Origin of the sequence: Sphingomonas cannabina, assembly GCF_021391395.1 — a bacterium.
Taxonomy (GTDB): Bacteria; Pseudomonadota; Alphaproteobacteria; order Sphingomonadales; family Sphingomonadaceae; genus Sphingomonas; species Sphingomonas cannabina.
In genome coordinates, this window is the sequence record NZ_CP090059.1 from 207,725 (window position 1) to 230,846 (window position 23,122).

Consider the following 23,122-nt stretch of genomic DNA (forward strand, 5'->3'; position numbering starts at 1 on the left):
GCGAAATGACCCCGGCGCGGAGAAGGGACAGCGCCGAGGGGAGCGGCAATGTCCCCTGTCAGCCGCCGCGCAGCAGGCGGAGATAGCCGCCGTCCCGCAGCTCGACGGCTTCGGCCAGCCAGCGGCGGACGCGCTTGCGCTCCTTGCTTTCAACCCATTCGGCGGCGCTGTAGCGGCGGACCCTGCGATGGATCAGCGAGGCGGCCAGCTCGCGTTGAGTGGCGCCTGCCTGGTGGCCGTCGAGCACTTGCAGCAAGGTGACGAGGTGCAGGCGCCGGAAGGGCGGCGGGCGCCACGCTGGCGGGCCGGCCGCCATGCCGTTGAGGCGGCGGCACAGGCGCTCGACCGACGCGAGGCGTGCGAAGGGGTTAGGTCCGATCGGCAGCATCACGGCCATCGGTCCGTGACACGGACCGCACATGCAAAGATGCTCGTCGCCATCGGGATCGGCGAGGATGATATGAAGGAAGTCGCCCATCCTGATCCGCGCGCGAACGTCGCCGAGCGCTCGCATGTCGAGAGGTTGCGCGCCGATTCCGGCAAGCGCGGGCGCGAGGACGATGCTGGCCGGCGACAGGTCTGGGCGCGCGACCGCCAGCTTGCGGTCGAAGGCCGAGCCGGGGGCGGCGTGGTAGCTGATGCCCCAGCGCTGCACGAGGTTGGCGGTCGCATTGTCGGCGGAGATCGTGCCGCGTTTCACGCGGCCGAGCGCACGGCGGTAGTCGGAGCGATAGCGCACGTTGCGGCTGAGATAGCCGATGGCGATATCCGAATATTGCAGCGCGTCGTCCCCGGCCTCGTCCGGGGGCGCGCGCCAGTCCTTCTCAGGCGGCATCGAGACCCTCCCAAGCATGGCCCTCTGCGGAGCGCGTTGGAAGATTTTCTCAGTCGCGGGGGCATGGAGAAGCCCTGCCGAATGGGTGGGCGCATAGCCGATTCAAGTCAGCGATTTGGCCTGATTTCTGCGCTTTTGCGATGCTGACAGAATGGTCGTTATGAGCCAGATGGACGTAGATAATGGCGATATCCGGTCTCAGACATCCATCTCGCGCGCGCAAGATGGGAGTCGTAGACCAACTGGGCGCGTTCGGGTTCCCTCTCCGGGTCAATCCCGAAAATGATCCGCACGGCCTCGCGCCAATCGGCTTTTTCCGCTGCCGCGTCTAACAGTCGCCAGTAGGTGCGGTGATGGCGTTCGTCATACTCGGTGACGTGCGGCGCATCAGGCGCGCTGTCCTCGAAAGCAGTTATGGCCATTGCCTCGCTTCGCTTTCAGCAATTGCTCCCTGCGCCCGCAGATTGGCAGGCTATACACCATAATGGACCGAAGCAATTACACTGTCTTCGCTATGGCGGCACGATGCTGAGAGCATAATAAAGCGAACATCGACGCCCATTACTTCCTCGATTTCTCTGCCGCGCCGCGCACCAGCATGACGCCTTCGCCGCGTTCCGAATCAAGGAAGACGATGCCTGCGTCCTCCAGCGCCTTGACCACCTGATGGCGGGTATCTTCGCGCACGGGCAGGTTATTCTCGGATTCGAGACGTTTGAGCGCAGTCAACGCAACAAGGGCCTCGTCGGCAAGCATCTCCTGGGTCCAATTGAGAAGCGCGCGAGCGGCCCGCACCTGGCGGGAAGTGATCATACGCGATCACGTTCACGAGGCCGGGCCTATGCGCCATGAAAACGACTATTATAGTCGCCTTGGTATAAGGGGAACCGACAAACGCGAGCCGAGCGAACGTCCGGCGAGCGCGCCTTTTCCAGCGGCCGCGCGGACCATCGGGCCGCGCGGCCGCTGCCGATACGGGCATCCGAGTCGGCGGCGTTATGCCGGCGACAGGAAGCGAAGCCGCAGGGCCGGACGGTCCAGCCCTGCGGCAATGGGCGTCAACCTGTCTTGAGGCGTTGCATCCCTTCGGCCAGCGTCCAGAGCGCGCGGTTGAGCGTCACATTCTGGTCGATGCCGTTGATCGGTCGCGAACGGCTGCGACGGATATGGCCTTCGGCATTGCGCTTGCTGCCATGCAGCCCGCCCCGAATGATGTTCTCCTGTATCACGTTGAAGGTGGTCCACAGGCTGCTGTCCCGATCCTCGTGACGGCGCGGCTCGATGATCTGCTCGGGGGTAAGCGGGCTTTCATCATCGCCATAGCGGGCGACAAGGCTGACCTCGCCAAGCAAGCGCTGCTCATCTTCGGAAAGCCGAACCTCCTTCATCGTCTCGCTGGCGTCGATCAGCCGGGGGAAGTCCTCCGCCACGGTGTAAACGCCTTCGATGATGTCGTGCTGGATATTGCCCTTATGCGGCACGCGGACTTCCTCGAACCGCTCGCCCGCGATCATGCTGTTGGTGCAGACAAACCGCAGCATCCCGGCGAACATCTGATAGGCGCTAGTCCCGTCATGGCTGTTGACGATGATGACCTCGGCGGCCTCGGGCTTGCCGATGCCTCCGTCCCGGCGCAGCCGCAGCATATGCTTGGCGTGGCCGTGGCGGCTGCCGTCACGCGGGACCGACTGGACGGCGAAGAACGGGAACCATCCCTCTCGGCGCAGCCCCTCCACGATGTCGATGGTCGGGACATAGACATAGCGCTCCGAACGGCTGTCGTGCGCCTCGTTGGCGAAGATGGATGGGACGTGGCGATAGAGCGCCTCGTTGTCGAGCGGCTCGCGCCCGCTGATCTGATGGGCGTTGCGGCCGAACCGGGTGGCGAGGTGGTGGATGCTCATGGTCTTTCCTTCCGTGGGCTTGGGTTTCCGCGCAGCGGAGCGCCGCGCTGAAACCCTGCCCGTCGGCGAGACCGGGGGTGCAACCGGAGTGGGCGGCTTCGCGGGGAACCGGCTGCACGGAACGCGAAGCGTGGAGGAAGCTGGGCGGAAGCCGCTCCGAAGGGCGCTGGGGGCAGAGCCCCAAGCAACCGCGCCGCCCCGGCGACGCATGACGGGCCTGCGGCTCGCGGCGTTCGGGGGCGCGAGCGCGCAACGTCGCGCCGAGGAATGAACGGCGGCAGCCGTCGACTGCGAGGTTCTCAGCGCCATCCGCCGGAAGCCGGCCGGGCTATACGATCACGCATGGCCCCCGGTCGCTTTTTCGGAGGCTGGAGAAGGTGCGCCCCGCCGTGTGGCGGGGCGCCGGTGGGATCAGTCGGACACCAGCTCGTAGTCGCCAGTGGTCTCGTTCTCGAACAGCCGGAGATAGACCGGCGTGCCGCCGGGAAGGGTCAGCTTGAACGAGACGTAATCGCGCTGCTCCTTGCTGGTCTTCTTCCAGGCGGCGCCGAACTCGATGCGCTCGTCGTCGGCCGCCACGATGCGGAAGTCGGGAGCCTTGTCATTGTCCTTGCCGTCGATCGGGCGAAGCTCGACCTGCTCGCGCGTGCCGAAGAAGCGGATTTCGCCGGTGTAGCCGCGATTGGTGGTGGTGAAGATGCCGCGGATCATATCGTCAGTCCTTTCTTGCCTCGGGACCACGCCATTGCGGCCTCGATGGCTGTCGACCGGACGGGGGACGACTGACCTGCACCCGAAGGGCGGAACGAAGTGGCTGGCGGTGGCGGACGGCTTTTTTGCTTCGCGATGCAAAGCCGGCAGGGCCGGCGGCGGAAAAAAGCCGTGCGACGCCGTTGCGGGGAGGCAGGCGGACCTCGGCCAGACAAGCCTTTTCAGAGGCCGTGTGGCGGCGTGCCGAGAGCAGATGCGGGGAAGACGACGTTGCGGCATCCCTGACGCCACCTCATGTCGCGCCAAGGCGAACCGATCACATCAGAGAAGCGTGCTTTGGAGAATGAGCAGGACGACGCAGTAATAAATGACGATCCCGGTGACATCGACCAGCGTGGCGACGAACGGCGCGGTCGCGCTCGCCGGATCGAAGCCCAAGCGCGTCTGGAGCATCCGATCAGCCACCGTCGGACTGGCCCATTCGGCCAGCGCTATTCGATGAAGGCGGCGAGGTTGCGCAGCGTCGATGCCATTCCGGCCTGGTGGTCGTCGGCGCTGATACCCGGCGGCACGTTCGCGCAGAGGATGGTGACGCGGGTGCCATCGGCAACGGGCGTCAGCGTCGTCGTCACCCGCATCGTTCCGGCGAAGGCAGGATCGTCGGAAGCGAACACCACATCTTCCACGATGCGCTCGTAGGGGAGCAGCTCGACGAACTGGCCGGCGAAGCGGTCCTCCCGTTCGGAGGACTTTCCGACCACGCCGGGCGCGGGATCGTCATAGATGAAGGCCATGCGATAGCCGCCGCCAGCGCGTGCGTCGAACGACTCGATGCGCGCGTGCATCCCCTTTGGCGGCCGCCAGGACGCCACCGATTCGGCGTCGGTCATGGCCCGGAAGATGTCGCGCGGCGGAGCCAGGATCGTGCGTGAGGCCGTGTCGATTCGCGCGCTGTCCGATGCTATCGCCATGCCGGATGATTAGCGGGAAGCGGGGCCAGCCGCCAACGCATCGCGAGCCGGGCCACGCCCGGCGAGCGCATTTTTCCTGAACGCCAGAGCGGCCGCGCCCGGACAAGAGCGCGGCCGCGAATTATCCGGCCTTCACGAAGGGAAAGGCCGGAACCGCTCGCGCGGTCCCGGCCCGTCACCTATTCGGCCGCAACCGCATAATGCGGCTGACCCTCGTCCTCCGGTTCCGGCGCGATGGCGTCCGCCTCGATCCCGGTCGGCTGCGCCACGGCGTCCGCGCCGTCCTGCGCTTCGGTGTCGGGGGCCTCCGCTTCGGACGGCTGCGCGTCCGCTGCGAAATCCTCCGCCTCCACCGCCTCGGGTTCACCCTCCGGCGCGCGCAACAGGACGGGAAGCCAGCCCGTCCCGGCGACAAGCTGCTCCGCCGCGTCGGCCATGTCCGCCTTCTTCATCGGCAGGATGCGCTCGGCTGCCTCGACCGAAACGGCCTCGCTGACGGCCTGCCCGATATGGGCCTTGGTGACGCGCCCGAAATAGCTGCGGGCGGTCGCGGTCCACGTCGCGGTCATGTCGAGGTCAACGGCCTTGGCCAGTCCGTCCGCCGCCTCGATGCGGGCGGTGGAACGCTCCCAAGGCACCTTCACCGCATTGACGGTGAGCGACACGCAATGCGCCAGAAGCTCGGTGCGGCTGTCGCCGTCCAGCGCCGCGAGAAACGGCCACAGGTCCGCCGTATCGTCGGGAAGCTGCGCGCCCCATTGATCGTGCCGCGCCGCGAGCGCTTCGCCCGCGCCGCTGTCCGCGATGCCCTCGGCATGGCTGGCGATGTCTTCGCTCTTGGCGGTGATGGCGAGGCAGGACTTGCCGAACCCATGATAGAACAGGTCCAGCACCAGCGCGTGGGTGAGGGCCACCATCGCCATGTCGGGCTGCGCGCCCAACGCGAGACGGAGGCCGAGCGTCCGGTGGGCCGTGAGGTCACGAACGAGGCTGTCCGAAATGGGCTTGCCCGCGTCGGCCTCGTCCACCTCTTCTTCCTCGTCGGCGTCCTCGTCGTCCTCCACGGCTTCGCCGTCCTCCGCGATGTCATCGCCCTCGTCCTCGGTGGCAACCTCGGGCTGCGGCTCGTCCTCGGCGCGGACATAGCCGCGCTCGATCTTCACCTCGCCATTGGAGCCGAGGGAGACGAACACGCCGCCACGCTCGATGATGGCGGGATCGTAGGCCGAGCGCTTGGCGCTGATCGCGTCGATCTCGTTGCTCAACGCCTGCGCCTTCACCGCCACGTCCTCGGGCATGTCCTCGTAGGAGTCATAGCCTTCGATCAGGGCGTCGTGTGCCGCCGCCGCCTCGGACAGCCGCGCCTCGTCCTCGTCGGACAGGCCAACAGGTTGCGGATAGTAGCGCCGCATCCCATGACCGTGCGGATAGTCGATACTCGCCTCGGCCCATTTCCAGCCCTCGGCCAATATCTCCCCGGCGATCTCGCGCAACCGCTCCACGGCAAGCGTGTCGAGCAAGCCCGCATACTCGAAGAAACCGCCGTCATCCTCGGTGAACAGGTCGCGAATGACATTGCCCCCGGCCTCGGCGTAGGCATCGGCGCCGATGAACACGGCCCGCCGGTCGCTCGCGGGCACGTTGCTCGCGGTGAGGTCGCGCCGGATGATCCACGGCTCCTTGTTCCACGACAGGTTATCGAAAACCTGCTCCTGACGGGCATGGTCGTCGGTGATGACGAACGCCGCCAACTGGTCGAGCGTCAACCCGTCCTGCCGATAGACGTCCATCAGCTTCGGGCTGACCGCGCCGAGCCGCAGCCGCCGCTTGACGATCTCGGGCGACACGCCGAACCGCGCGCCGATTTCCTCCGCGCCCCATCCCTTGTCGCGGGAAAGCTCGTGGAAGCGCTCGAACTGATCGGCCGGATGAAGCTGCTCCCGATTGTAGTTCTCATCCAAGCTCACCTCGGCCGGATCGTTCTCGGTGTCGAGCCAGCAGCGGACAAGGTGGTTCTTCCTGATCTCCTTGCGCTTGGCGCGCAGCAGATAGGCGAGCCTGCGCCCTTCGCCAGCGGTGACGAGATAGCAGCCGGTCGGCTTGCCGTTCTTCACCTCCGGCTCGACGACGAGGTTCTGATAAAGCCCCTTGGCCGCGACGGACGCGGCGAGCGCTGCAATGAACTCGTCGGTATGCGGCACCTTGCGGACGTTCTTCGGGGACTTCTTGAGCTTGTTCAGGGGGACGAACACGGTCTGACCGTCTTGCGCGCTCTGCTCGGTCGCCACGGTTTCGATGGTATTGGTCATTTCCTTACTCCTTGGGCTTAGGTTTCCGCGCAGCGGAAGCGCCGCGCTGAAACCCTGCCCGTCGGCGAGACCGGGGGTGCAAACGGAGGGACGGCTTCGCGGGGAACCGGCTGCACGGAGCGAAGCGGAGGAAGCTGGGCGGAAGACGTTCCGAAGTGCGCCAGGGGCGGAGTCCCAAGCTCCGCGCCGCTCGCGGCGCCACAAACGACGCACCCTTGCGGCGGACGGCCGGCGCGGCGGCGTGCGCGCGGGCCTGGGGGCCAGCCGTCGCCGCGCCCTCCGGCCAGAGCAAGTGTGCAAACGCGGGCAGATAAAAACGCGCGACCCCTGCGCGGCTTCAGCCGCCAGTGTGCGCTCCCTAGATCCCCGCGTGCTATCTGGGGCGTTGCGGGGTGTCCCCGCTCGAAGGGGTCCGGCGAGACCTGTCAGGGACTCGACGGTAGGGGAAGGCTTTCCCCCTCAAACCGTTTGGGATGAAGACGGAAACAGCACGATCCGCACGCTGGAAGCGCGTTGCGAAGGCTTCAGGCTGTGGCTAGAAATAAAGTGCCCCGGCGGTATGCAAAGCAGGGACCACCGGGGGATACGGGCTCCATGTAGTCGATCCTGGCGGAAAAATCGAGGAGCACGCGGCCCGCGTCATGGGATTGCAGCCGATTGGCCGCGACGGACCCCGTCAAGCGACGCCATACCTATTCTTGCCGTTGCATCGGTGCTTCCGGGAGAAAGATTGCAGCGCTAGGCATATGTGATGAGCAGCGCCTACTTAAACGCGATTCTGGCTAGGGAGGCCGTTGATACCAGCGCGTTCTCACCTGTTCGGCAGGTCCAGACAATAATCGCGCCTGTGCTTCAGCAATGGGCAAACCGTTTCTTACTGTCGATTTCTCCGAGCGGCTCGTTTGCCAAAGGCACGGCCAACCGAAGCGGCACTGACATCGACCTTTTCATTTCGCTGCACGAAGACACGCCCGAGACTTTGAAGGATATTTACGGCTCGCTCTTCAACGCCATTGCAGGCGCCGGCTATGTGCCAAAGCGGCAGAATGCGTCGATCAACGCGACGATCGGCGGCTTCGATGTCGATCTCGTCCCCGGCAAGCGGCAGTCCGCCTGGACGACGGATCACAGCCTCTACCGGCGCACGGCCGATACCTGGACGAAGACAAATGTGACGACACATATCAACACCGTCGTCATGGCGGGCCATCAGCGCGAGTCGCGGCTCCTGAAACTGTGGCGCAACCAGAAGCGGCTCGAATTCCCATCTTTCTATCTTGAGCTGACCGTGATCGCAGCCTTGAGCGGGAGGACATCGCCTGACTTGGCGGAGAATGTCGTGACGGTGCTGGAGTATCTCAGGGACAAGTTCACTGCAGCACGGGTGATCGATCCCGCCAATGGAAACAATGTCATATCGGATGATCTCACCGGCACGGAGAAGCAAGCGGTGCGGCGGTTGGCGGAAGCTGCGCTGGGCGGCAATTGGAGCGGCTTCGTGCAATGACCGAATGGTCCCTCAAAACTTTGCTGCAAAGCCTGCACGACGAGATCGAAGCGAAGCTGGGCATCGCGCGCGGCAGCTTCGGTCACGGCGGAACGAAGGGTGACGCCAGCGAAGCTGTGTGGCTGGAGCTATTGCAGGGCTATTTGCCCGAACGGTATCGCGCTGCCGGCGCACATGTGGTCGACAGCAAGGGCGCCTTCAGCCACCAGATCGATATCGTCATCTTCGATCGCCAATATTCGCCCTTTATCTTCAATTTCAAAGATCAGTTCATCGTACCGGCAGAGAGCGTCTATGCTGTGTTCGAGACCAAGCAGGCGATCAATGCGCAGCATGTCGCCTATGCGGCGGACAAGGTGGCCAGCGTTCGCGCACTCCATCGGACGAGCCTGCCGATACCGCACGCGGGCGGCATCTACGATCCGCGACCATTGCCGGCCATTATCGGCGGACTGCTCACGTTCGAGAGCGAATGGAATCCACCGCTCGGCCAGCCGCTGACCGATGCGCTCGCAGCGCTCGATGGGCAGCACCGCCTCGATATCGGATGCGTCGCAGCGCACGGAGTGTTCGGCTGCGACACGGACGGTTGCTCGCAGGCGCAGGTCGGCGTGCGAGCGGCGACGCGGTTCCTGCTCGACCTCATCTCCCGCCTTCAGGCGAGCGCGACCGTCCCGATGATCGACGTGGGCGCTTATGCCGCTTGGCTCGACTGACCGCTAAGCCGCCGGGATCGGGACCGCGATCTGATTGGCGATGGCGGTATAGAGGTCGATGTCGGCCTCGGGCGCGCGGATCGACACACACAATGCGTAGCGGGCGGAACGATCCCAGCGCTGGAGCGAAGGCTTCTCCTTCCACCATCCGCTGACGGGGAAGACTCCGATCGCGTCGCGCTCGGCGAGGGCGGCCGCGCTGCCACGCCAAATGTCGCTATGGATCGAACCGCGGTCACGGATCGTACCCAGAACCCAGGAGTCACCGCCCGCGGCAGCGCCGACAGCGCCAGCCTCTTCGTCCTGAGCCGCCTTGTTGATCCGCTGCCGGAACGCTTCCAAGCCTTCGAGCGACCGCTTCACCGCAAAGCGGAGATTGTGCGAAGCGTAGCGGTGGCGCCGCGTCCAGCCCCGTTCACCGGGATTGGGCTCAACGAAATAGGACAGGGTGATCCGCAGCTCCACATCGAGATCGCCAAGCGCAGCCAGTTCGGCGCGCGGCCAGGGCAGTCGATGCAGATTCATATCGCGTGTTTTGATCGTCGAGCCGTCCTTGCGGAATGGCAACAGGGCGTCCTCGACCATCAAAGTCGCGTCGTTGGACGCGCTCATCAGCGCCCGGCCAAGGTCAGGCACGCCCCAGCCGTAGCGGCGTAGCATGGCCAGCTTCTGAGCTTGCGAGCCGGCCGCGTCGAAGCGCTGGCGCATCGCCGGCGTCCATTCGGCGGAATGGACAATGAGCGCGCGCACCGTTTCCGGCCAGAGTGTCGGACGGGCTGCGATAACGCCGGCGGCGAGGTTCGCGCCGAGCGCGGCAGCGCCGCTAGTGTCGCCGAACGCTTCGAACAGGCGCATGTTGGGACGATAGTGGGTCGTGAGGAGTTGGAGGTCGTCGATCGCCGAGGCCGGGTTGGCACCGTCATGCGCGAAGTTGCCGCCTTCGAACACGACATCCGGACGGATCGGCCATTGCCGATCCCAGATGGCCGACGTTCGGCTTGCCGGCGAGAGGTCGCCGGCCGGGGCGACGGGCGTCCATCCGTCATAGTCGGGATGGGTGATCGTGATCTTGTCGGTGCTGGCCCCGACGACGAGCGGATTCCAAGCCTGCGCCGGGCTTTCGACCTCTTCGAGGTCGTTGCGGTCAGGATAGTCGGCCGGATTGATGTCGCCGCGAAGATTGCCCGCCGCTAGGACCATCAGGCGTCGCCTGTCACCGCCGCCATAGCAGAGCTGATCCATTGACGAGGACCAGGAGGACGGCCGGCCCCGGCGCAAGCCGACGTCGCTGGTCACGGCCATGCAGAACACGCGCCGGCGACGGGGAGCATGGTCTTCGGCACGAGCGATACCGGTGGCCGTGATCGCTCCGTAAAGTCGCGGCTCGTTCTGCCCGGTTGGCGGCAGGATCTTCACCGTTTCGAGGCGATGACCAAGTGCGACCGGCTCGCCGTGGGAAAGCGCCGCTTCGAGATCGCCATAAAGCGCGACGCCAGCCATCGACGTGCCGTGACCATTCCAGAAGGCGCTGTCGCCGACGCCCCAGTCACCGTCGTAGCTATGCTGATCGGCAGGATCGAGGCCCGGCGCGAGCAGGGGGTGGGCCTGGGTCGCTCCGCTGTCCAGTATGCAGACTGCCGGTGCCAAGGGGGGCGGCGGTGCGATCCGATCAGCCAAGTCGTTCGCCCAAGCGGCCTGATCGACCGTGCGCATTTCGAGAAAGAGGGATGGAGTGTCCTTGGCGAGACGCAGTTCAGCCACGGCGTCGGAATTGCGTATCAGCCGATCCATCGTCGCTTCATCGGCGAGCGCCAACGCGACATCGCGCTCGGGAAAGCTGATGACGTGCTCCTTGATCGCGACATCGAGCTTGGCGGCGACAGACTGGAAGATCGCGAGACCGCCATCCCGAAGCCAGACTTCCCACCACACCTGACGGCCGTCGGCGGGAAAGTGCTGCGCTTCATCGGTAAATAGCGAGCGTGCGACCGCGACCCTGATGTCGTCGATCCGAGCGATCAGGGCCTCGTTCTTGGGCTTGCCGGTGCGCGTCTCCTCATCGCGATAGGCTTCGATCTTCTTGACGAAGAAATCGGCAGCAGCTTCCGGAACGAATACAGTGGCCGAGACCATCTCGTCGCCCTCCGCCGTAGGTCGAACCGCTACCAGCTCGATAGCCTTGGGCTTATTCTCCAAGGCTTCGACTGCGGCGCGCTCGGCTACGGGGATATCGAACTCCAGATAGAAGCCTGGCTTGCCCTCGGCGACGCCGTCTTCCCGCTCTGCGAGCCGTTGGCGGCCGGCGGCGAGCGCCGTTCCGATTGCCTGTTCCAACCGTGCAGCGTGCGCGGCACGCGCCCGCGCCGGAGGGAGGCCGCTGATGACCAGGCGGGGTGACGTGTACGCCTCGCTTTGGCCGCCGCCTTCGACGTGGAAATGGGGGCGGTCGCGGGGAGGTACAGCCATCGGGCCTCGTTGCTTAGAGGATGGCCGCGCGCCGCTCCGTCAGAGCGGTCAGCAGCGTCGCGGTCGTCACGCCATCGTGGCCATCCAGCACCGCGACTTTTGCCGCCTCGTCGGCAGCTCTGGCGACTTCGGCTTGGGAGAGATGGGCGGCGGATTCGAGAACAGGCGCCCATTCGATCGGCTTGAGATCGAAGGTCGCGAGCCGGGCTTCGAGGATGCCCTGCACAACCGAGGGATCAGGAAGATCGTAGCTGATGACATCGTCGAACCGTCGATAGAGCGCCTTGTCGAGCAATTCGGGGTGATTGGTCGCGGCAACGATGAGGCTCGGGCCATCGTCATTTTCGAGAAACTGGAGGAAGGAATTGAGCACCCGGCGAATTTCCCCAACGTCGTTCGGCCCGGCCCGTTGCGCGCCGATCGCGTCGAACTCGTCGAAGAAGTATACACCGCGCTGCATGGCAACGGCGTCGAAGACAAGCCGAAGCCGTGTGGCGGTCTCGCCCATGAGCTTGCCGATCAATCCATCGTAAAGAACCGTGAAAAGGGGCAGCTTCAACTCACCGGCCAAGGCGGCGGCGGTCATTGTCTTGCCTGCGCCAGGAGGGCCGACAAGCAAGAGCTTGCGGCGCGGGGCGAGCCCCCGCGCGCGGAGCCGCTCCTGCTGGCGCTGTTCCCGAAGGACGCGCGCAAGCCGCTCATCAAGTTCGGGCTTGAGCACCATGCTGGACAGCCGGACATCGGAATAGCGGGCTTCCAGAAGCCCTGCGAGTTCGCCCTTCGGCTGCGCCAACGGCACGGGGCCGGCTCCGCGCCGCGCCACCGTCGCGCTTTTGCCCTTGGCGGCATCGACCAACTCGCGCAGTTCCTGCGCGAGCTTCCCATGACCCTGCCTCGCCTCGTGCGCGGCTAGTTGCGTCGCCACGGAGAGGAAGCGGTCCTCATCCCCGTCTATATGGCTTTGCAGCAGTGCAACGATGTGGCGCGCGGTTGTCATAGGTCAGTTCAATGTTCCGGCCTCGGGTTGGAGAACTTTTCGGGAATCTAGCGTCGGTGATTCGCTGTGTAACGCGAATTCGTACAAGGGGTCGTTACTGCCCTCTCTGCCCTTCGCCAACACAGCATTTAGCCGGCGTCGATGGTCCGCTTGGCCGGCCGCAATCCGCGGGGTCTCGATTGCCGATGACCATGCGTTTCATCCAGCCCGGAATTAGGACGCCCCCATCGGATCATCACAGCCGCGAAAGGGCGTGGTGAGTTCGGTTCGACAAGTTTTCCGCGGAAATGCAGGGGCTTCGCGTCGCGCCGCCGCCAGCGTGGTGAGTTTTGGACTTCGAGAGGCGGCGCACCAAGGCTGCTGCGACAGTCTTAACTCACTGATTTCATTGGGAGTTTTGGCGCACCCAAGAGGATTCGAACCTCTGGCCTTCGCCTTCGGAGGGCGACGCTCTATCCAGCTGAGCTATGGGTGCGTATGGCTTGGAGCCGTAAGATTTGCGCCGGGGTAGGTCAATCCGCGATCGAATCCGACAGTCCGAGCGCGGTGAGAATTTGGTGAGTTTTTTCGTCCGTCCTTTCTTCCGTCCTCCTAAACCCTCGTAAATACTGTATAAAATCGCTGCTCTCGCGTTGGACGCGAGCCTTCGGAGGGCAGCGCTCTATCCAGCTGAGCTACGGGTGCCGGCGGAGGCTCACCTAGCAGGCGCCCGCGGGGTACGCCAGCCCCTCGCGTTCAGCGGGTCGCCTTGACCAGCTCGACGGGCTGAAACTGGCCGAGCCCGCAGCTTGCTCCGCGCGTGATGCCGGGGCCGGTGAGGACGGTGATGATGTCCGTCGAGCAGAGCTGTGAGGTCGACACCCGGTAGCTGAAGCGCCGCTCGAAGCCGAGCTGCGGGCAGGCGCCGTCGAGCGTGGTGCGGTAGACCTTGTTGCTCCGGGTCACGAAGTCGATCACCTCGTCGCTCTGGACGCGGCTCTCGCGGATGTCGTTCACCCGGATGCAGTCGACCGGCTTGCCGATGGGCTTGGCCGCGGGGACCGGCTTGTCGCGGCCGAGCGCGGGGCCGGCGATGGCAAGGATGGCGAGCGCGAACACGGCGCTTCTCATCACGGCTCTCCTTTAGCCGCGGCGGATGATGTCTTGCGGGCCGTCGGCGGCGGGGTCTTGGGCTGGTAGGGGCAGAGGTCGGCGACGATGCAGCGCCAGCACTCGGGCACCCTGGCCTTGCACGTGTATCGGCCGTGCAGGATTAACCAGTGATGAGCGTGGATGCGGAACGGCTGCGGCACGGTCTTCTCGAGCTTGTGCTCGACCGCGAGCGGGTCCTTGCCGGGGGCTAGGCGGGTACGGTTGCACACGCGGAAGATGTGGGTGTCGACCGCGAAGGTCTCCTGCCCGTAGGCCGAGTTCAGGACCACGTTGGCGGTCTTGCGCCCGACTCCGGGCAGCTGCTCCAGCGCCTCGCGGTCGGCGGGGACCTTCCCGCCGTGGTCACGGATCAGCGCCTCGCTGAGCGCGATCACGTTCTTCGCCTTGGTGTTGTAGAAGTTGATCGTGCGAATGCGCTCGCGCAGCGTGTCGACACCGAGTGCGGCCATCTTCTCCGGCGTGTCGGCCTCGGCGAACAGCCGCCGCGTCGCTTTATTGACGCCGGCGTCGGTCATCTGTGCCGACAGCACCACTGCCACCAGCAAGGTGAAGGGATTGGTGTATTCGAGTTCGGTCTCCGGGTGCGGATTGTCGGCGGCAAGGCGCGCGAAGAACTCGACGACGTCCGCCTTGTTCAAAGCCCGAGCACCTCGGCCATGGTGTAGCGGCCCGCAGGCTGCCTCGCGAGCCACAGCGCGGCGGCGATCGCGCCGCGAGCGAAGATCGCCCGGCTGTCGGCACGGTGGACGAGCTCGATCCGCTCGCCCTCCCCGGCGAAGACGACGCTGTGGTCGCCGATTACCGATCCGCCGCGAAGGGAGGCGAAGCCGATCGTGCCCTCGCTTCGTGCGCCCGTGATGCCGGAGCGGTCGTAGACCGCCGCCTCGGCGAGCGTAGTGCCACGCCCTTCCGCCGCCGCGGCGCCGAGCAGCAGCCCGGTGCCGGACGGCGCGTCGACCTTGTGGCGGTGATGCATCTCGGCGATCTCGATGTCCCAGTCGGCCGCGCCCAGCCGCGCCGCCGCCTCCCGCACCAGCCGCGCGAGCAGGGTAACGCCGAGCGAGGTGTTGCCGGTCTGCAGCACCGCGATCTCCCGCGCCGCCTCGTCGATCGCGGCGTGGTGCGTCTCGGTGAGGCCGGTGGTGCCGATCACGATCGGCTTGCCGGCGGCGCGGGCGGCGGCGAGATGCGCCTCCACCGCGCGGGCACTGGAGAAGTCGACCAGCACGTCCGCCGCCTCGGCGACCAGCGCCGGATCGTCGGTGGCGTCGGCGCCGCCGGCATGGCGCGCACCCATCCCGGCGAGCTCCGCAGCGATCGCCTGGCCCATGCGGCCGAGGCTGCCGTAGATGCCGATCGCGGTCACTGTACGCCCCTCCCTTCGGTGAAAGTTGACCAGAAAAATTGACTAGATTGACTCACCCGATGATCGCGCCCGGCCCGGCGGGACGCGACCCGCATGGCCTGCGCATGGCCCCGCCTCTGGCACAGCTCGACCCGTGTAGGACAGCGGAATTTGTGATTGACGGTCCGATAACCTGTTAGTTATATAACCTATCTATGATAGAAACAGACGCGCTCGACCGTCGTTTCGCCGCGCTCGCCGATCCCACCCGACGCGCGATCCTGTCGCGGCTGGCGTTGGGCGAGGCGACCGTGGCGGAGCTCAGCCGCCCCTTCGTGATCAGCCAGCCGGCGATCTCGAAGCATCTCAAGGTGCTCGAGGAGGCGGGGCTGATCGCGACCGGCCAGGCGGCGCAGGCGCGTCCGCGCCGGCTCAACGCCCAGGCGCTGGCCGAGACCGTCGCCTGGGCCGATGGCGTGCGGCGGATGTGGGAGGAGCGGCTCGACCGGCTCGACGCGCTCCTCAGGAACCAGATGAAGGGAGACGACCATGCTGACCGTGACTAGCCCGGCGCCCGAAGCCGATAGCGACTTCGTCCTCGTCCGGCGGTTCGCCGCGCCGCGCGAGCTGGTATGGCGCGCCTGGACCGACCCGGCGATGCTCGCCCGGTGGATGGGTCCGGCGGGCTGCGCGGCGACGGTCGAGCATCACGACCTGCGCACCGGCGGCCATACGCTGATCCGGATGGAGATGGGCGAGATGACCCTGCGCGCGCGGCTCGGCTGGCGCGACGTCGAGCCGCCGGCGCTGCTCGCCTACGAGCATTCGGCGGGCGATGCCGACGGCAATGTAGTGCGAATGCCCTTCGACGGCGATTGGCCGCTCAGGCTGATGACCGTGGTCGAGTTCCACGACGAGGGCGCGGCGACCCGGCTCGAGCTGCGCTGGTGGCCGATCGACGCCAGTGACGCGGAGGCGGCCTATTTCGCCGGCCAGCATGATTCGATGCAGCAGGGCTGGGGCGGCAGCTTCGACAAGCTCGACCGAGTGCTCGCCCGCTGAAGCCGATGGCGGGCGCGGCGGCGAGGCGCTAAGCCCGCGGCCATGTCCGAGCTTCGCAACATCGTCGTGCTCACCGGCGCCGGCATCTCGGCGGAAAGCGGCCTCGCCACCTTCCGGGGGCCGGGCGGGCTGTGGGAAGGGCATCGCGTCGAGGACGTGTGCACGCCGGAGGCGCTGGCGCGCGATCCGGCACTGGTACATCGTTTCTACGATCTCAGGCGCGAGGCGCTGGAACGGGTCGAGCCCAATGCCGCGCACGAGGCCTTGGCGCGGCTCGATGCCGAATGGCCGGGCGAGCTGCTGATCGTCACGCAGAACGTCGACGACCTCCACGAGCGCGCCGGCGCCAAGCGGCTGCTGCACATGCACGGCGAGCTCAATTCGGCGCTGTGCGCGGCCTGCGGCGAGCGGCAGGCGTGGCGCGGATCGCTGCCGCCGGGCACGGATTGCGACGCCTGCGGGCGGTCGGCGCTGCGGCCCGACATCGTCTTCTTTGGCGAGATGCCCTATGAGATGGAGGCGATCGACCGCGCGCTCGCCCGCGCCGACCTGTTCGTGTCGATCGGCACCTCCGGCGCCGTCTACCCCGCGGCCGGTTTTGTCCGGACGGCGCGCTATCACGGTGCCGACACGCTGGAGCTCAACCTCGAGCCGTCCGAAGGCAGCGTCTACTTCGCGGAGAGCCGGATGGGACCGGCGGGCGTGCTGGTGCCGACGTGGGTGGATGAGGTGCTGGCGGATTAGCGTTCCGCCCGGTTCAGACCGAAAAAGTGTCGGTGCTCCTGCGAAGGCAGGAGCCCTGGCCGCAAGCGCCTACCCATGATCCAGGGCTCCTGCCTTCGCAGGAGCACGGTCTCCCAACAAGGAGGGCGGTGCTAGGCGGCCGCGTCCAGCGTCAGCGCCATGAACAGCGAGCACGGCGTCGGCTCGTAATAGGCGGGGATCCGGCGGAAGCCCATCGCCTCGTACATGGCGATCGCCGCGGTCATCGACGGCAGAGTGTCCAGCCGGAGCTCACGATAGCCGCGCTCGCGCGCTGCGCCGATCGCCGCCTCCGCCAGCGCGCGGCCGAGCCCGAGGCCGCGCGCGGCGGGGACGAGATAGAGGCGCTTCATCTCGCAGACGCCCTCCTCCGCCAGCGGCCGCACGCCGACGCAGCCGAGCGGTTCACCCCCGGCGTTGCGGGCGAGCAGCAGCGCTCCGCGCGGCGGCGCATAGCTGCCCGGCAGGCCGGTGAGCTCGGCGGCGAAGTTCTGGTAACCCAAGTCGACCGGCAAGGATGCCGCATAATCCTCGAACAGCCTTGCGACCGTTCGCAAGTCGTTGTCGCCGACCGCCGGTTCGATGCGAAAGCCGGTCACGACCGCGCCACCGCCTCCTCACCTGCCCGCGCCAGCACGCGCTCGGCCTGGAGCAGATGCGGCCGGTCGATCATCCTGCCGTCAAGGCTGAGCACGCCGGCGCCGGGATGCTCGGCGAACGCCTCCACCACGACGCGGGCGTGGGCGACCGCCTCGGCCGAGGGAGTGAAGGCAGCGTTGATCACCGGCACCTGCATCGGATGCAGCGCCATCATGCCGATGAAGCCGTCGCGCGCACCGCGGGCGGCATAGGCGGCGAGACCGTCGAGGTCACGAAACGCCGGATAGACCGTCTCGATCGGCGCCACCCCGGCGGCCGCGGCACCGAACAGGGTGAAGGCACGCGCCACCTCATAGGGCGGCGTGTAGCGGCCGTCCGCGTCACGGCTGGTCTCGGCGCCGATTGCGGCGGGCAGGTCCTCCGCTCCCCAGGTGAGCCCGGCGAGCCGCGCCGCCTGTGCGCCATAGGTGCCGAGCTGGAAGATCGCATTGGCGGTCTCGGTCGCGATCGGCAGGATCAGCGCGGTCTCGTTGCCGCGCCGCTCGAGCCGCGCGGCGAGATCGGCGACCGAGATCGCGCCCTCCGCCTTGGGCAGCACGATGCCGTCGGGGCTGAGCCGCGCCACCGCATCGAGGTCGAGGTCCGCCATCAGCGTGTCGAGCGGGTTGATGCGGACATAGGCCGGCACCGCGCGCGGTTCGCCGAGATAGGCCGCCACCGCCTCGCGCGCGGCGGTTTTGGATTCGAGCGCGACCGAATCCTCCAGGTCGAGGATCAGCGCATCGGCACCCGACGCGGCAGCCTTGGCGAAGCGCTCGGGCCGGTCGCCCGGCACGAACAGAAGCGAGCGGAGGCGGGTCATGGCGACCGGATTAGGAGCCTTGGCCGGCCGGGTCCACCCGCCCGTCAGCACACCTCCGCCGTGTTCATCGGCAGCGGCCCCGGCGGCACGCGGGCGGCGCTTTCGTAGAAGGGATCGGCGCCGAGGCGATGGCGGTCGCCATAGGCGGCGCGCAGCGCCTCGGCGAGCGGCGGGTCATAGGCGGCGAGGTCGGCGTCGGACAGGATACGGCGGCCGTCGAAGATCGCGATCTTGTTGGAATTGAACCAGAACTGGCTGCCCTCCGCCCAATATTCGTCGAGGCTGGTCGAGGCATATTCGTCCTTCCAGCGCCCGGCCTTCAGCGCCGCGGCATAGACGGTCTGGACACGGCCATAGAGCGCCGGATCGCGCTCGCGGATCGCCATCAGCACGTCGTGGGCGAATTCGTGGACGAAGATCGTCTCGCCGTAATAGCGCGAGCTCCGGAGGCCGAGCAGATCCTCGGTCGCGGCGCTGGTGAAGCGGCCGGCCATGCCGCGGGCGCGGGCATTCCAATATTGCGCGTCGGTGAGCCGGCCGATGCGCTCGTCGTAATGCTTGCGTTCGCAGCGGGTGAGGCGCGGATCGTTGCGTGCGGGTCGGGTCCAGTGGCGCTGCTCGGGCAGGTCGAGCGTGCCCTCGTCCTCGGCCATCACCGCGACGCGGAAGCCGTCACCGCGACGCGGAAGCCGTCGGCGGCGAGCTGCGCGGCGAGGTCGGGGCGGTGCGCGAGCATCTCGGCGATGATGTCGCGCGCGATCGCCAGCGCACGATCGGGGACCTTGGCGGAAGCGATCACCGGAATGCCGCCGGCGTCGAGATATTTGGCGTAGAAAGGATCGGCGCGAAGCGTTGCCGGGGGTGCCCCGACGCTCGGTGCGATTCCGTCGTTCCCATGCGCCGACACATCCATGGTCCAGGCGGCGGCAAGCAGGAACGCGGCGTGGAGCGATGCCTTCCGGAAGGCCATTGCTTTCAGCTGCCTTTCGCCCGGAACCGAGTCAAGCATCGCTCGTGGCGCGACGGGTTTCACGCCCTTCCATTTTGCTTCCGTTTCGCGGGGGCGATGCCTATATCCTAGGCATGGCAGATACCCCCCCGCAGAACGAATACGGCGCCGAATCCATCAAGGTGCTGAAGGGCCTCGACGCGGTGCGCAAGCGTCCCGGCATGTACATCGGCGACACCGACGACGGCTCGGGCCTCCACCACATGGTGTTCGAGGTCAGCGACAATGCGATCGACGAGGCGCTCGCCGGTCATTGCGACCGCATCTCGATCACGCTCAACCCGGACGGCTCGGTCTCGGTCGAGGACAACGGCCGTGGCATCCCGACCGGCATCCACCCGGAGGAGGGCGTCTCCGCCGCCGAGGTGATCATGACCCAGCTCCACGCGGGCGGGAAGTTCGAGAACACGTCCGACAGCAACGCCTATAAGGTGTCGGGCGGCCTGCACGGCGTCGGCGTTTCAGTGGTCAACGCGCTCAGCGAATGGCTCGATCTCACCATCTGGCGCGACGGCGAGGAGCATTACATGCGCTTCGCCCATGGCGATGCGGTGGCGCCGCTCAAGGTGATCGGTCCGGCGAATGGCAAGAAAGGGACGCGCGTCACTTTCCTCGCCAGCCCGGCGACCTTCAAGATCACCGAATACGACTTCGAGAAGCTGGAGCACCGCTATCGCGAGCTGGCGTTCCTCAACTCCGGCGTGCGCCTGTTCCTCAAGGACGCGCGGCACGAGGAGCCGAAGGAGGTCGAGCTCTATTACGAGGGCGGCATCGCCGCGTTCGTGAAGTGGCTCGACCGCAACAAGCAGCCGCTGATGCCCGATCCGGTGGCGATCTCGGGCACCCGCGACGACGTCACCATCGACGTCGCGCTGGAGTGGAACGACAGCTATTACGAGAACGTCCTCTGCTTCACCAACAACATCCCGCAGCGGGACGGCGGCACCCATCTGGCGGCGTTCCGCGCGGCGCTGACGCGCACGCTCAACGCCTATGCCGACAAGTCGGGGGCGCTCAAGAAGGAGAAGGTCAGCCTCACCGGCGACGACATGCGCGAGGGGCTGACCGCGATCGTCTCGGTCAAGCTGCCCGATCCCAAGTTCAGCTCGCAGACCAAGGACAAGCTGGTGTCGTCCGAGGTACGCCAGCCGCTCGAGAGCCTGATGGCCGACAAGCTCGCCGAATGGCTGGAGGAGAATCCGCAGCACGCGCGGATGATCGTGCAGAAGGTGATCGACGCGGCGGCGGCGCGTGAGGCGGCCCGCAAGGCGCGCGAGCTCACCCGGCGCAAGGGTGTGATGGACATCGCCTCGCTGCCCGGCAAGCTCGCCGACTGCCAGGAGCGCGATCCCGCCAAGTCCGAGCTGTTCCTGGTCGAGGGCGATTCGGCCGGCGGCTCAGCCAAGCAGGGCCGCGATCGGCATTTCCAGGCGATCCTGCCCTTGCGCGGCAAAATCCTGAACGTCGAGCGCGCGCGGTTCGACCGGATGCTGTCGTCGAAGGAGATCGGCACGCTGATCCAGGCGATGGGCACCGGCATCGGCCGCGACGACTTCAATCTCGAGAAGCTCAGGTATCACAAGATCGTGATCATGACGGACGCCGACGTCGACGGCGCCCATATCCGCACACTGCTGCTGACCTTCTTCTATCGGCAGATGCCGGAGATCATCCAGGCCGGGCACCTCTACATCGCCCAGCCGCCGCTCTACAAAGCGACGCGCGGGCGGTCGGAGGTGTACCTCAAGGACGATGCCGCGCTCGACGACTATCTGGTCGAGGCGGGCGTCGGCGCGAGCATCCTGCAGACGCCGGGCGGCGACCGCACCGGGGCGGACCTGCGCGACCTCGTCGACCATGCGCGGCGGATGCGGACGCTGATGCGCTTCGTGCCGCGCCGCTACGATGCCGGCATCATCGAGGCGCTGGCGATGGGGGGGGTGCTCGATCCCGAGGCGTCGCGCGAAGTGCGGGCCGAGCGGCTCGCGGCGGTAGCCCATCGGCTGGACCTCACCGACGAGGACGCGCGCTGGACCGCGCGGCTGACCGAGGACGGCGGCTTCCACTTCGAGCGGCTGTGGCGCGGCGTCACCGACCATCACATCATCGAGGCGGCGTTCCTCGCCTCCGCCGAGGGCCGCAAGCTCCATACGCTCGCGGCGGAAGCGATCGAGAGCTATGCCGGCCTGTCCAAGCTGGCGCCGCTCAAGGGTGCGCAGCAGGCGGCCGTCGAGGAAGCGCCGGCGACGGGTGAGGACGGCGAGGAGGAACCCGTCACCGCGGGCAAGGGCGAGAGCCTGATCGCGCGGCCGTCGCAGCTGCTGGAGGCGATCCTGGCGGCGGGCCGCAAGGGGCTGTCGATCCAGCGCTACAAGGGCCTCGGCGAGATGAACGCCGAGCAGTTGTGGGAAACGACGCTCGATCCGCAGAACCGCTCGATGCTGCTGGTCGCGGTCGACCAGGCCGATGTCGCCGATGAGATCTTCACCCGACTGATGGGCGACGTGGTCGAACCGAGGCGCGACTTCATCCAGGAGAATGCGCTGTCCGTCGCCAATCTCGATGTCTGACGCACGGCGGCGGGTCTCGCTGGCGGTAGCGGCGCTGCTGCTGCCGCTGGCCGGGCCCGCGGCGGCGCAGACCAACACGCTGCTGCCGCCGGCCGTGCAGGTCCCCTCGTTCGTGCTGCCGCCGTCGAACCAGCTCTCGCCCGAGGCACGTGCCGTGCTGCTGCGGATGAAGGCCGCGACCGCGCCCAAGGCGATTGAGGGCGACATCGCCAAGCAACGTGCCTTCTACCAGAAGTACAATGACGACCGGCTCGCCGAGATGCGCAAGCATTTCCGGACGCGCGAAACCCGCGCGACGATGGGCGGGATCGGCGTCGACGTGGTCGAGCCGGCGGCGGGGATCGCGCCGGAGAACGCGCGGCGGGTGCTGATCAACGTCCATGGCGGCGCCTTCATGTGGGGCGCCGGCAGCGGCGCCCTGGTCGAGGCGATCCCGATCGCCGCGACGATGCGGGTGAAGGTGGTCGCCGTCGACTACCGCCTCGCGCCCGAGCATCGCTATCCGGCGGCATCCGAGGACGTGACGGCGGTCTATCGCGAGTTGCTCAAGCAATACCGGCCCGAGGACATCGGCATCTACGGCTGCTCGGCGGGCGGGATCATCACCGCGCAAGCGACGGCATGGATCGCCAAGCAGGGCCTACCGCGGCCGGGTGCGATCGGCACCTTCTGCGGCACCGGCGCGCCGTTCAGTGGCGATAGCCCGTATATCGCCGATCCGATCACCGGCGGCGATCCGCTCAAGGCGCCCGAACTGCCGCCGGTGCTGCCGCTGTCCTATATGGAAGGCGTGCCGGCGAGCGACCCGCTCGCCTATCCCCTCCAGTCCGGTGCCGAGATCAAGGCGATGCCGCCGACCCTGCTGCTGGCGGGCGGACGCGATTTCGCGGTGAGCGCACTGACGCTCGCCCACCGCAAGCTGGCCGCGGCAGGGGTCGAGAGCGAACTCCATCTGTTCGACGGCCTGCCCCATGCCTTCTTCGTCTGGCCCGACATGCCCGAATCGATCGAGGCCTATCGGCTGATCGCCAGCTTCTTCGACCGCCATCTCGGAGCCCGCCATGTCCGACGTCACCGATAACCGCGACGCCAACCGCTACGAACTGGTCGAGGAAGGGCACAAGGCAGTGGCGGCCTACAAGCTGTCGGGCGACATGATCACCTTCACCCATACGGTGGTGCCGCAGGAGCTGCAGGGCCGCGGCGTCGCCAGCCGCCTGATCAAGGCCGCGCTCGACGACGTCCGCGCGCGCGGACTGAAGGTGGTGGCGCAATGCCCGTTCGTCGCCGCCTATATCGAACGGCACCCGGAGGAACGCGACCTGCTCGCCTGAACCGGAAGGG

Annotated in this window: 25 protein-coding genes and 1 tRNA gene; 8 read left to right on the top strand and 18 right to left on the bottom strand. The window is 66.9% G+C overall.

Annotation, left to right across the window (positions count from 1 at the left end; all coding sequences use genetic code 11):
- Positions 1-58: 58 nt before the first annotated feature.
- The 8 genes from LZK98_RS01025 to LZK98_RS01060 all read right to left on the bottom strand — a co-directional run bounded on the left by LZK98_RS01025 (position 59) and on the right by LZK98_RS01060 (position 6,730).
- Positions 59-835: a DUF2285 domain-containing protein gene (locus tag LZK98_RS01025; protein WP_017502716.1), complete on the bottom strand. Its 777-nt coding sequence runs from the start codon at positions 833-835 to the stop codon at positions 59-61.
- A 158-nt stretch (positions 836-993) separates the two neighbouring features.
- A complete protein-coding gene (locus tag LZK98_RS01030) occupies positions 994-1,257 on the bottom strand; it encodes a hypothetical protein (protein WP_017502717.1) in 264 nt (87 codons plus the stop codon).
- Between the two features lie 139 nt (positions 1,258-1,396).
- A complete protein-coding gene (locus LZK98_RS01035; RefSeq protein WP_017502718.1) occupies positions 1,397-1,648 on the bottom strand; it encodes a helix-turn-helix domain-containing protein in 252 nt (83 codons plus the stop codon).
- Positions 1,649-1,893: 245 nt separating this feature from the next.
- Positions 1,894-2,739 carry a DUF932 domain-containing protein gene (locus tag LZK98_RS01040; RefSeq protein ID WP_017502719.1) on the bottom strand — a complete coding sequence of 282 codons (846 nt, stop codon included), beginning with the start codon at positions 2,737-2,739 and terminating at the stop codon, positions 1,894-1,896.
- A gap of 411 nt (positions 2,740-3,150) precedes the next feature.
- A complete protein-coding gene (locus LZK98_RS01045; protein ID WP_017502721.1) occupies positions 3,151-3,450 on the bottom strand; it encodes a DUF736 domain-containing protein in 300 nt (99 codons plus the stop codon).
- A gap of 321 nt (positions 3,451-3,771) precedes the next feature.
- On the bottom strand, positions 3,772-3,903 hold the full coding sequence (locus tag LZK98_RS01050; protein ID WP_017502722.1) for a magnesium transporter: 132 nt from the start codon (positions 3,901-3,903) through the stop codon (positions 3,772-3,774).
- 38 nt (positions 3,904-3,941) lie between these two features.
- The gene (locus LZK98_RS01055) at positions 3,942-4,421 is read right to left on the bottom strand and encodes an SRPBCC family protein (protein ID WP_017502723.1); all 480 of its coding nucleotides are present in this window, start codon (positions 4,419-4,421) and stop codon (positions 3,942-3,944) included.
- A gap of 179 nt (positions 4,422-4,600) precedes the next feature.
- Positions 4,601-6,730, bottom strand: coding sequence for a ParB/RepB/Spo0J family partition protein (locus LZK98_RS01060; protein ID WP_233784510.1), 2,130 nt, complete (start codon positions 6,728-6,730; stop codon positions 4,601-4,603).
- Positions 6,731-7,481: 751 nt separating this feature from the next.
- Between LZK98_RS01060 and LZK98_RS01065 the strand changes: the two genes are divergently transcribed.
- Together LZK98_RS01065 and LZK98_RS01070 are read left to right on the top strand one after the other, a co-directional pair.
- Positions 7,482-8,237, top strand: coding sequence for a nucleotidyltransferase domain-containing protein (locus LZK98_RS01065; protein WP_026109030.1), 756 nt, complete (start codon positions 7,482-7,484; stop codon positions 8,235-8,237).
- Positions 8,234-8,953, top strand: a complete 720-nt coding sequence (locus LZK98_RS01070) for a DUF6602 domain-containing protein (protein ID WP_017500488.1) — start codon at positions 8,234-8,236, stop codon at positions 8,951-8,953. The genes LZK98_RS01065 and LZK98_RS01070 overlap by 4 nt, the downstream gene beginning before the upstream one ends.
- Positions 8,954-8,956: 3 nt before the next feature.
- Here LZK98_RS01070 and LZK98_RS01075 read toward each other — a convergent pair whose 3' ends face one another.
- The 6 genes from LZK98_RS01075 to dapB form a co-directional block, all read right to left on the bottom strand.
- A complete protein-coding gene (locus LZK98_RS01075) occupies positions 8,957-11,419 on the bottom strand; it encodes a S8 family peptidase (RefSeq protein ID WP_026109029.1) in 2,463 nt (820 codons plus the stop codon).
- A gap of 13 nt (positions 11,420-11,432) precedes the next feature.
- A complete protein-coding gene (locus LZK98_RS01080) occupies positions 11,433-12,416 on the bottom strand; it encodes an AAA family ATPase (protein WP_017500486.1) in 984 nt (327 codons plus the stop codon).
- 398 nt (positions 12,417-12,814) lie between these two features.
- Positions 12,815-12,891, bottom strand: a tRNA-Arg gene (locus LZK98_RS01085).
- Positions 12,892-13,151: 260 nt separating this feature from the next.
- Entirely contained in the window at positions 13,152-13,526 is a 375-nt protein-coding gene (locus LZK98_RS01090; protein ID WP_233784511.1) for a hypothetical protein, read from the bottom strand.
- The gene (nth, locus tag LZK98_RS01095; protein ID WP_233784512.1) at positions 13,526-14,206 is read right to left on the bottom strand and encodes an endonuclease III; all 681 of its coding nucleotides are present in this window, start codon (positions 14,204-14,206) and stop codon (positions 13,526-13,528) included. The genes LZK98_RS01090 and nth overlap by 1 nt, the downstream gene beginning before the upstream one ends.
- A complete protein-coding gene (gene dapB, locus LZK98_RS01100) occupies positions 14,203-14,934 on the bottom strand; it encodes a 4-hydroxy-tetrahydrodipicolinate reductase (RefSeq protein WP_233784513.1) in 732 nt (243 codons plus the stop codon). Before dapB ends, nth begins: the two co-directional genes overlap by 4 nt.
- A gap of 194 nt (positions 14,935-15,128) precedes the next feature.
- On the opposite strand from dapB, the gene LZK98_RS01105 reads away from it, so the two are divergent.
- Genes LZK98_RS01105 through LZK98_RS01115 form a run of 3 tightly spaced genes read left to right on the top strand, consistent with a single transcriptional unit; the run spans position 15,129 to position 16,719 of the window.
- Positions 15,129-15,479: an ArsR/SmtB family transcription factor gene (locus LZK98_RS01105; protein WP_233784514.1), complete on the top strand. Its 351-nt coding sequence runs from the start codon at positions 15,129-15,131 to the stop codon at positions 15,477-15,479.
- Positions 15,463-15,975 carry an SRPBCC family protein gene (locus LZK98_RS01110; RefSeq protein WP_233784515.1) on the top strand — a complete coding sequence of 171 codons (513 nt, stop codon included), beginning with the start codon at positions 15,463-15,465 and terminating at the stop codon, positions 15,973-15,975. The genes LZK98_RS01105 and LZK98_RS01110 overlap by 17 nt, the downstream gene beginning before the upstream one ends.
- A gap of 42 nt (positions 15,976-16,017) precedes the next feature.
- Positions 16,018-16,719, top strand: a complete 702-nt coding sequence (locus LZK98_RS01115) for an NAD-dependent deacylase (protein ID WP_233784516.1) — start codon at positions 16,018-16,020, stop codon at positions 16,717-16,719.
- Positions 16,720-16,850: 131 nt separating this feature from the next.
- On the opposite strand, the gene LZK98_RS01120 is transcribed toward LZK98_RS01115, so the two are convergent.
- The 4 genes from LZK98_RS01120 to LZK98_RS01135 are packed head-to-tail and all read right to left on the bottom strand — an operon-like array spanning position 16,851 to position 19,169.
- Entirely contained in the window at positions 16,851-17,336 is a 486-nt protein-coding gene (locus tag LZK98_RS01120; protein ID WP_233784517.1) for a GNAT family N-acetyltransferase, read from the bottom strand.
- Positions 17,333-18,199: an HpcH/HpaI aldolase/citrate lyase family protein gene (locus LZK98_RS01125; RefSeq protein WP_233784518.1), complete on the bottom strand. Its 867-nt coding sequence runs from the start codon at positions 18,197-18,199 to the stop codon at positions 17,333-17,335. Before LZK98_RS01125 ends, LZK98_RS01120 begins: the two co-directional genes overlap by 4 nt.
- A 44-nt stretch (positions 18,200-18,243) precedes the next feature.
- Complete coding sequence (locus tag LZK98_RS01130; RefSeq protein WP_233784519.1) at positions 18,244-18,852, bottom strand: glycoside hydrolase; 609 nt, start codon at positions 18,850-18,852, stop codon at positions 18,244-18,246.
- Positions 18,852-19,169 carry a hypothetical protein gene (locus tag LZK98_RS01135; RefSeq protein ID WP_233784520.1) on the bottom strand — a complete coding sequence of 106 codons (318 nt, stop codon included), beginning with the start codon at positions 19,167-19,169 and terminating at the stop codon, positions 18,852-18,854. The genes LZK98_RS01130 and LZK98_RS01135 overlap by 1 nt, the downstream gene beginning before the upstream one ends.
- A 113-nt stretch (positions 19,170-19,282) precedes the next feature.
- On the opposite strand from LZK98_RS01135, the gene gyrB reads away from it, so the two are divergent.
- Genes gyrB through LZK98_RS01150 form a run of 3 tightly spaced genes read left to right on the top strand, consistent with a single transcriptional unit; the run spans position 19,283 to position 23,112 of the window.
- Positions 19,283-21,778, top strand: coding sequence for a DNA topoisomerase (ATP-hydrolyzing) subunit B (gyrB, locus tag LZK98_RS01140; RefSeq protein WP_233784521.1), 2,496 nt, complete (start codon positions 19,283-19,285; stop codon positions 21,776-21,778).
- A complete protein-coding gene (locus LZK98_RS01145; RefSeq protein ID WP_233784522.1) occupies positions 21,771-22,859 on the top strand; it encodes an alpha/beta hydrolase in 1,089 nt (362 codons plus the stop codon). The genes gyrB and LZK98_RS01145 overlap by 8 nt, the downstream gene beginning before the upstream one ends.
- Entirely contained in the window at positions 22,840-23,112 is a 273-nt protein-coding gene (locus tag LZK98_RS01150) for a GNAT family N-acetyltransferase (RefSeq protein ID WP_233784523.1), read from the top strand. Before LZK98_RS01145 ends, LZK98_RS01150 begins: the two co-directional genes overlap by 20 nt.
- Positions 23,113-23,122: the final 10 nt, after the last annotated feature.

Coding starts and splice junctions, on each gene's coding strand:
- LZK98_RS01050 (WP_017502722.1), bottom strand. CDS start 3,903: ATGCTCCAGACGCGCTTGGGCTTCGATCCGGCGAGCGCGACCGCGCCG.
- gyrB (WP_233784521.1), top strand. CDS start 19,283: ATGGCAGATACCCCCCCGCAGAACGAATACGGCGCCGAATCCATCAAG.
- LZK98_RS01080 (WP_017500486.1), bottom strand. CDS start 12,416: ATGACAACCGCGCGCCACATCGTTGCACTGCTGCAAAGCCATATAGAC.
- LZK98_RS01110 (WP_233784515.1), top strand. CDS start 15,463: ATGCTGACCGTGACTAGCCCGGCGCCCGAAGCCGATAGCGACTTCGTC.
- LZK98_RS01130 (WP_233784519.1), bottom strand. CDS start 18,852: ATGGCCGAGGACGAGGGCACGCTCGACCTGCCCGAGCAGCGCCACTGG.
- LZK98_RS01065 (WP_026109030.1), top strand. CDS start 7,482: ATGAGCAGCGCCTACTTAAACGCGATTCTGGCTAGGGAGGCCGTTGAT.
- LZK98_RS01105 (WP_233784514.1), top strand. CDS start 15,129: ATGATAGAAACAGACGCGCTCGACCGTCGTTTCGCCGCGCTCGCCGAT.
- LZK98_RS01060 (WP_233784510.1), bottom strand. CDS start 6,730: ATGACCAATACCATCGAAACCGTGGCGACCGAGCAGAGCGCGCAAGAC.
- LZK98_RS01145 (WP_233784522.1), top strand. CDS start 21,771: ATGTCTGACGCACGGCGGCGGGTCTCGCTGGCGGTAGCGGCGCTGCTG.
- LZK98_RS01055 (WP_017502723.1), bottom strand. CDS start 4,421: ATGGCGATAGCATCGGACAGCGCGCGAATCGACACGGCCTCACGCACG.
- LZK98_RS01135 (WP_233784520.1), bottom strand. CDS start 19,169: ATGGCCTTCCGGAAGGCATCGCTCCACGCCGCGTTCCTGCTTGCCGCC.
- LZK98_RS01040 (WP_017502719.1), bottom strand. CDS start 2,739: ATGAGCATCCACCACCTCGCCACCCGGTTCGGCCGCAACGCCCATCAG.
- LZK98_RS01070 (WP_017500488.1), top strand. CDS start 8,234: ATGACCGAATGGTCCCTCAAAACTTTGCTGCAAAGCCTGCACGACGAG.
- LZK98_RS01115 (WP_233784516.1), top strand. CDS start 16,018: ATGTCCGAGCTTCGCAACATCGTCGTGCTCACCGGCGCCGGCATCTCG.
- LZK98_RS01045 (WP_017502721.1), bottom strand. CDS start 3,450: ATGATCCGCGGCATCTTCACCACCACCAATCGCGGCTACACCGGCGAA.
- LZK98_RS01090 (WP_233784511.1), bottom strand. CDS start 13,526: ATGAGAAGCGCCGTGTTCGCGCTCGCCATCCTTGCCATCGCCGGCCCC.
- LZK98_RS01025 (WP_017502716.1), bottom strand. CDS start 835: ATGCCGCCTGAGAAGGACTGGCGCGCGCCCCCGGACGAGGCCGGGGAC.
- LZK98_RS01030 (WP_017502717.1), bottom strand. CDS start 1,257: ATGGCCATAACTGCTTTCGAGGACAGCGCGCCTGATGCGCCGCACGTC.
- LZK98_RS01150 (WP_233784523.1), top strand. CDS start 22,840: ATGTCCGACGTCACCGATAACCGCGACGCCAACCGCTACGAACTGGTC.
- LZK98_RS01035 (WP_017502718.1), bottom strand. CDS start 1,648: ATGATCACTTCCCGCCAGGTGCGGGCCGCTCGCGCGCTTCTCAATTGG.
- LZK98_RS01125 (WP_233784518.1), bottom strand. CDS start 18,199: ATGACCCGCCTCCGCTCGCTTCTGTTCGTGCCGGGCGACCGGCCCGAG.
- LZK98_RS01075 (WP_026109029.1), bottom strand. CDS start 11,419: ATGGCTGTACCTCCCCGCGACCGCCCCCATTTCCACGTCGAAGGCGGC.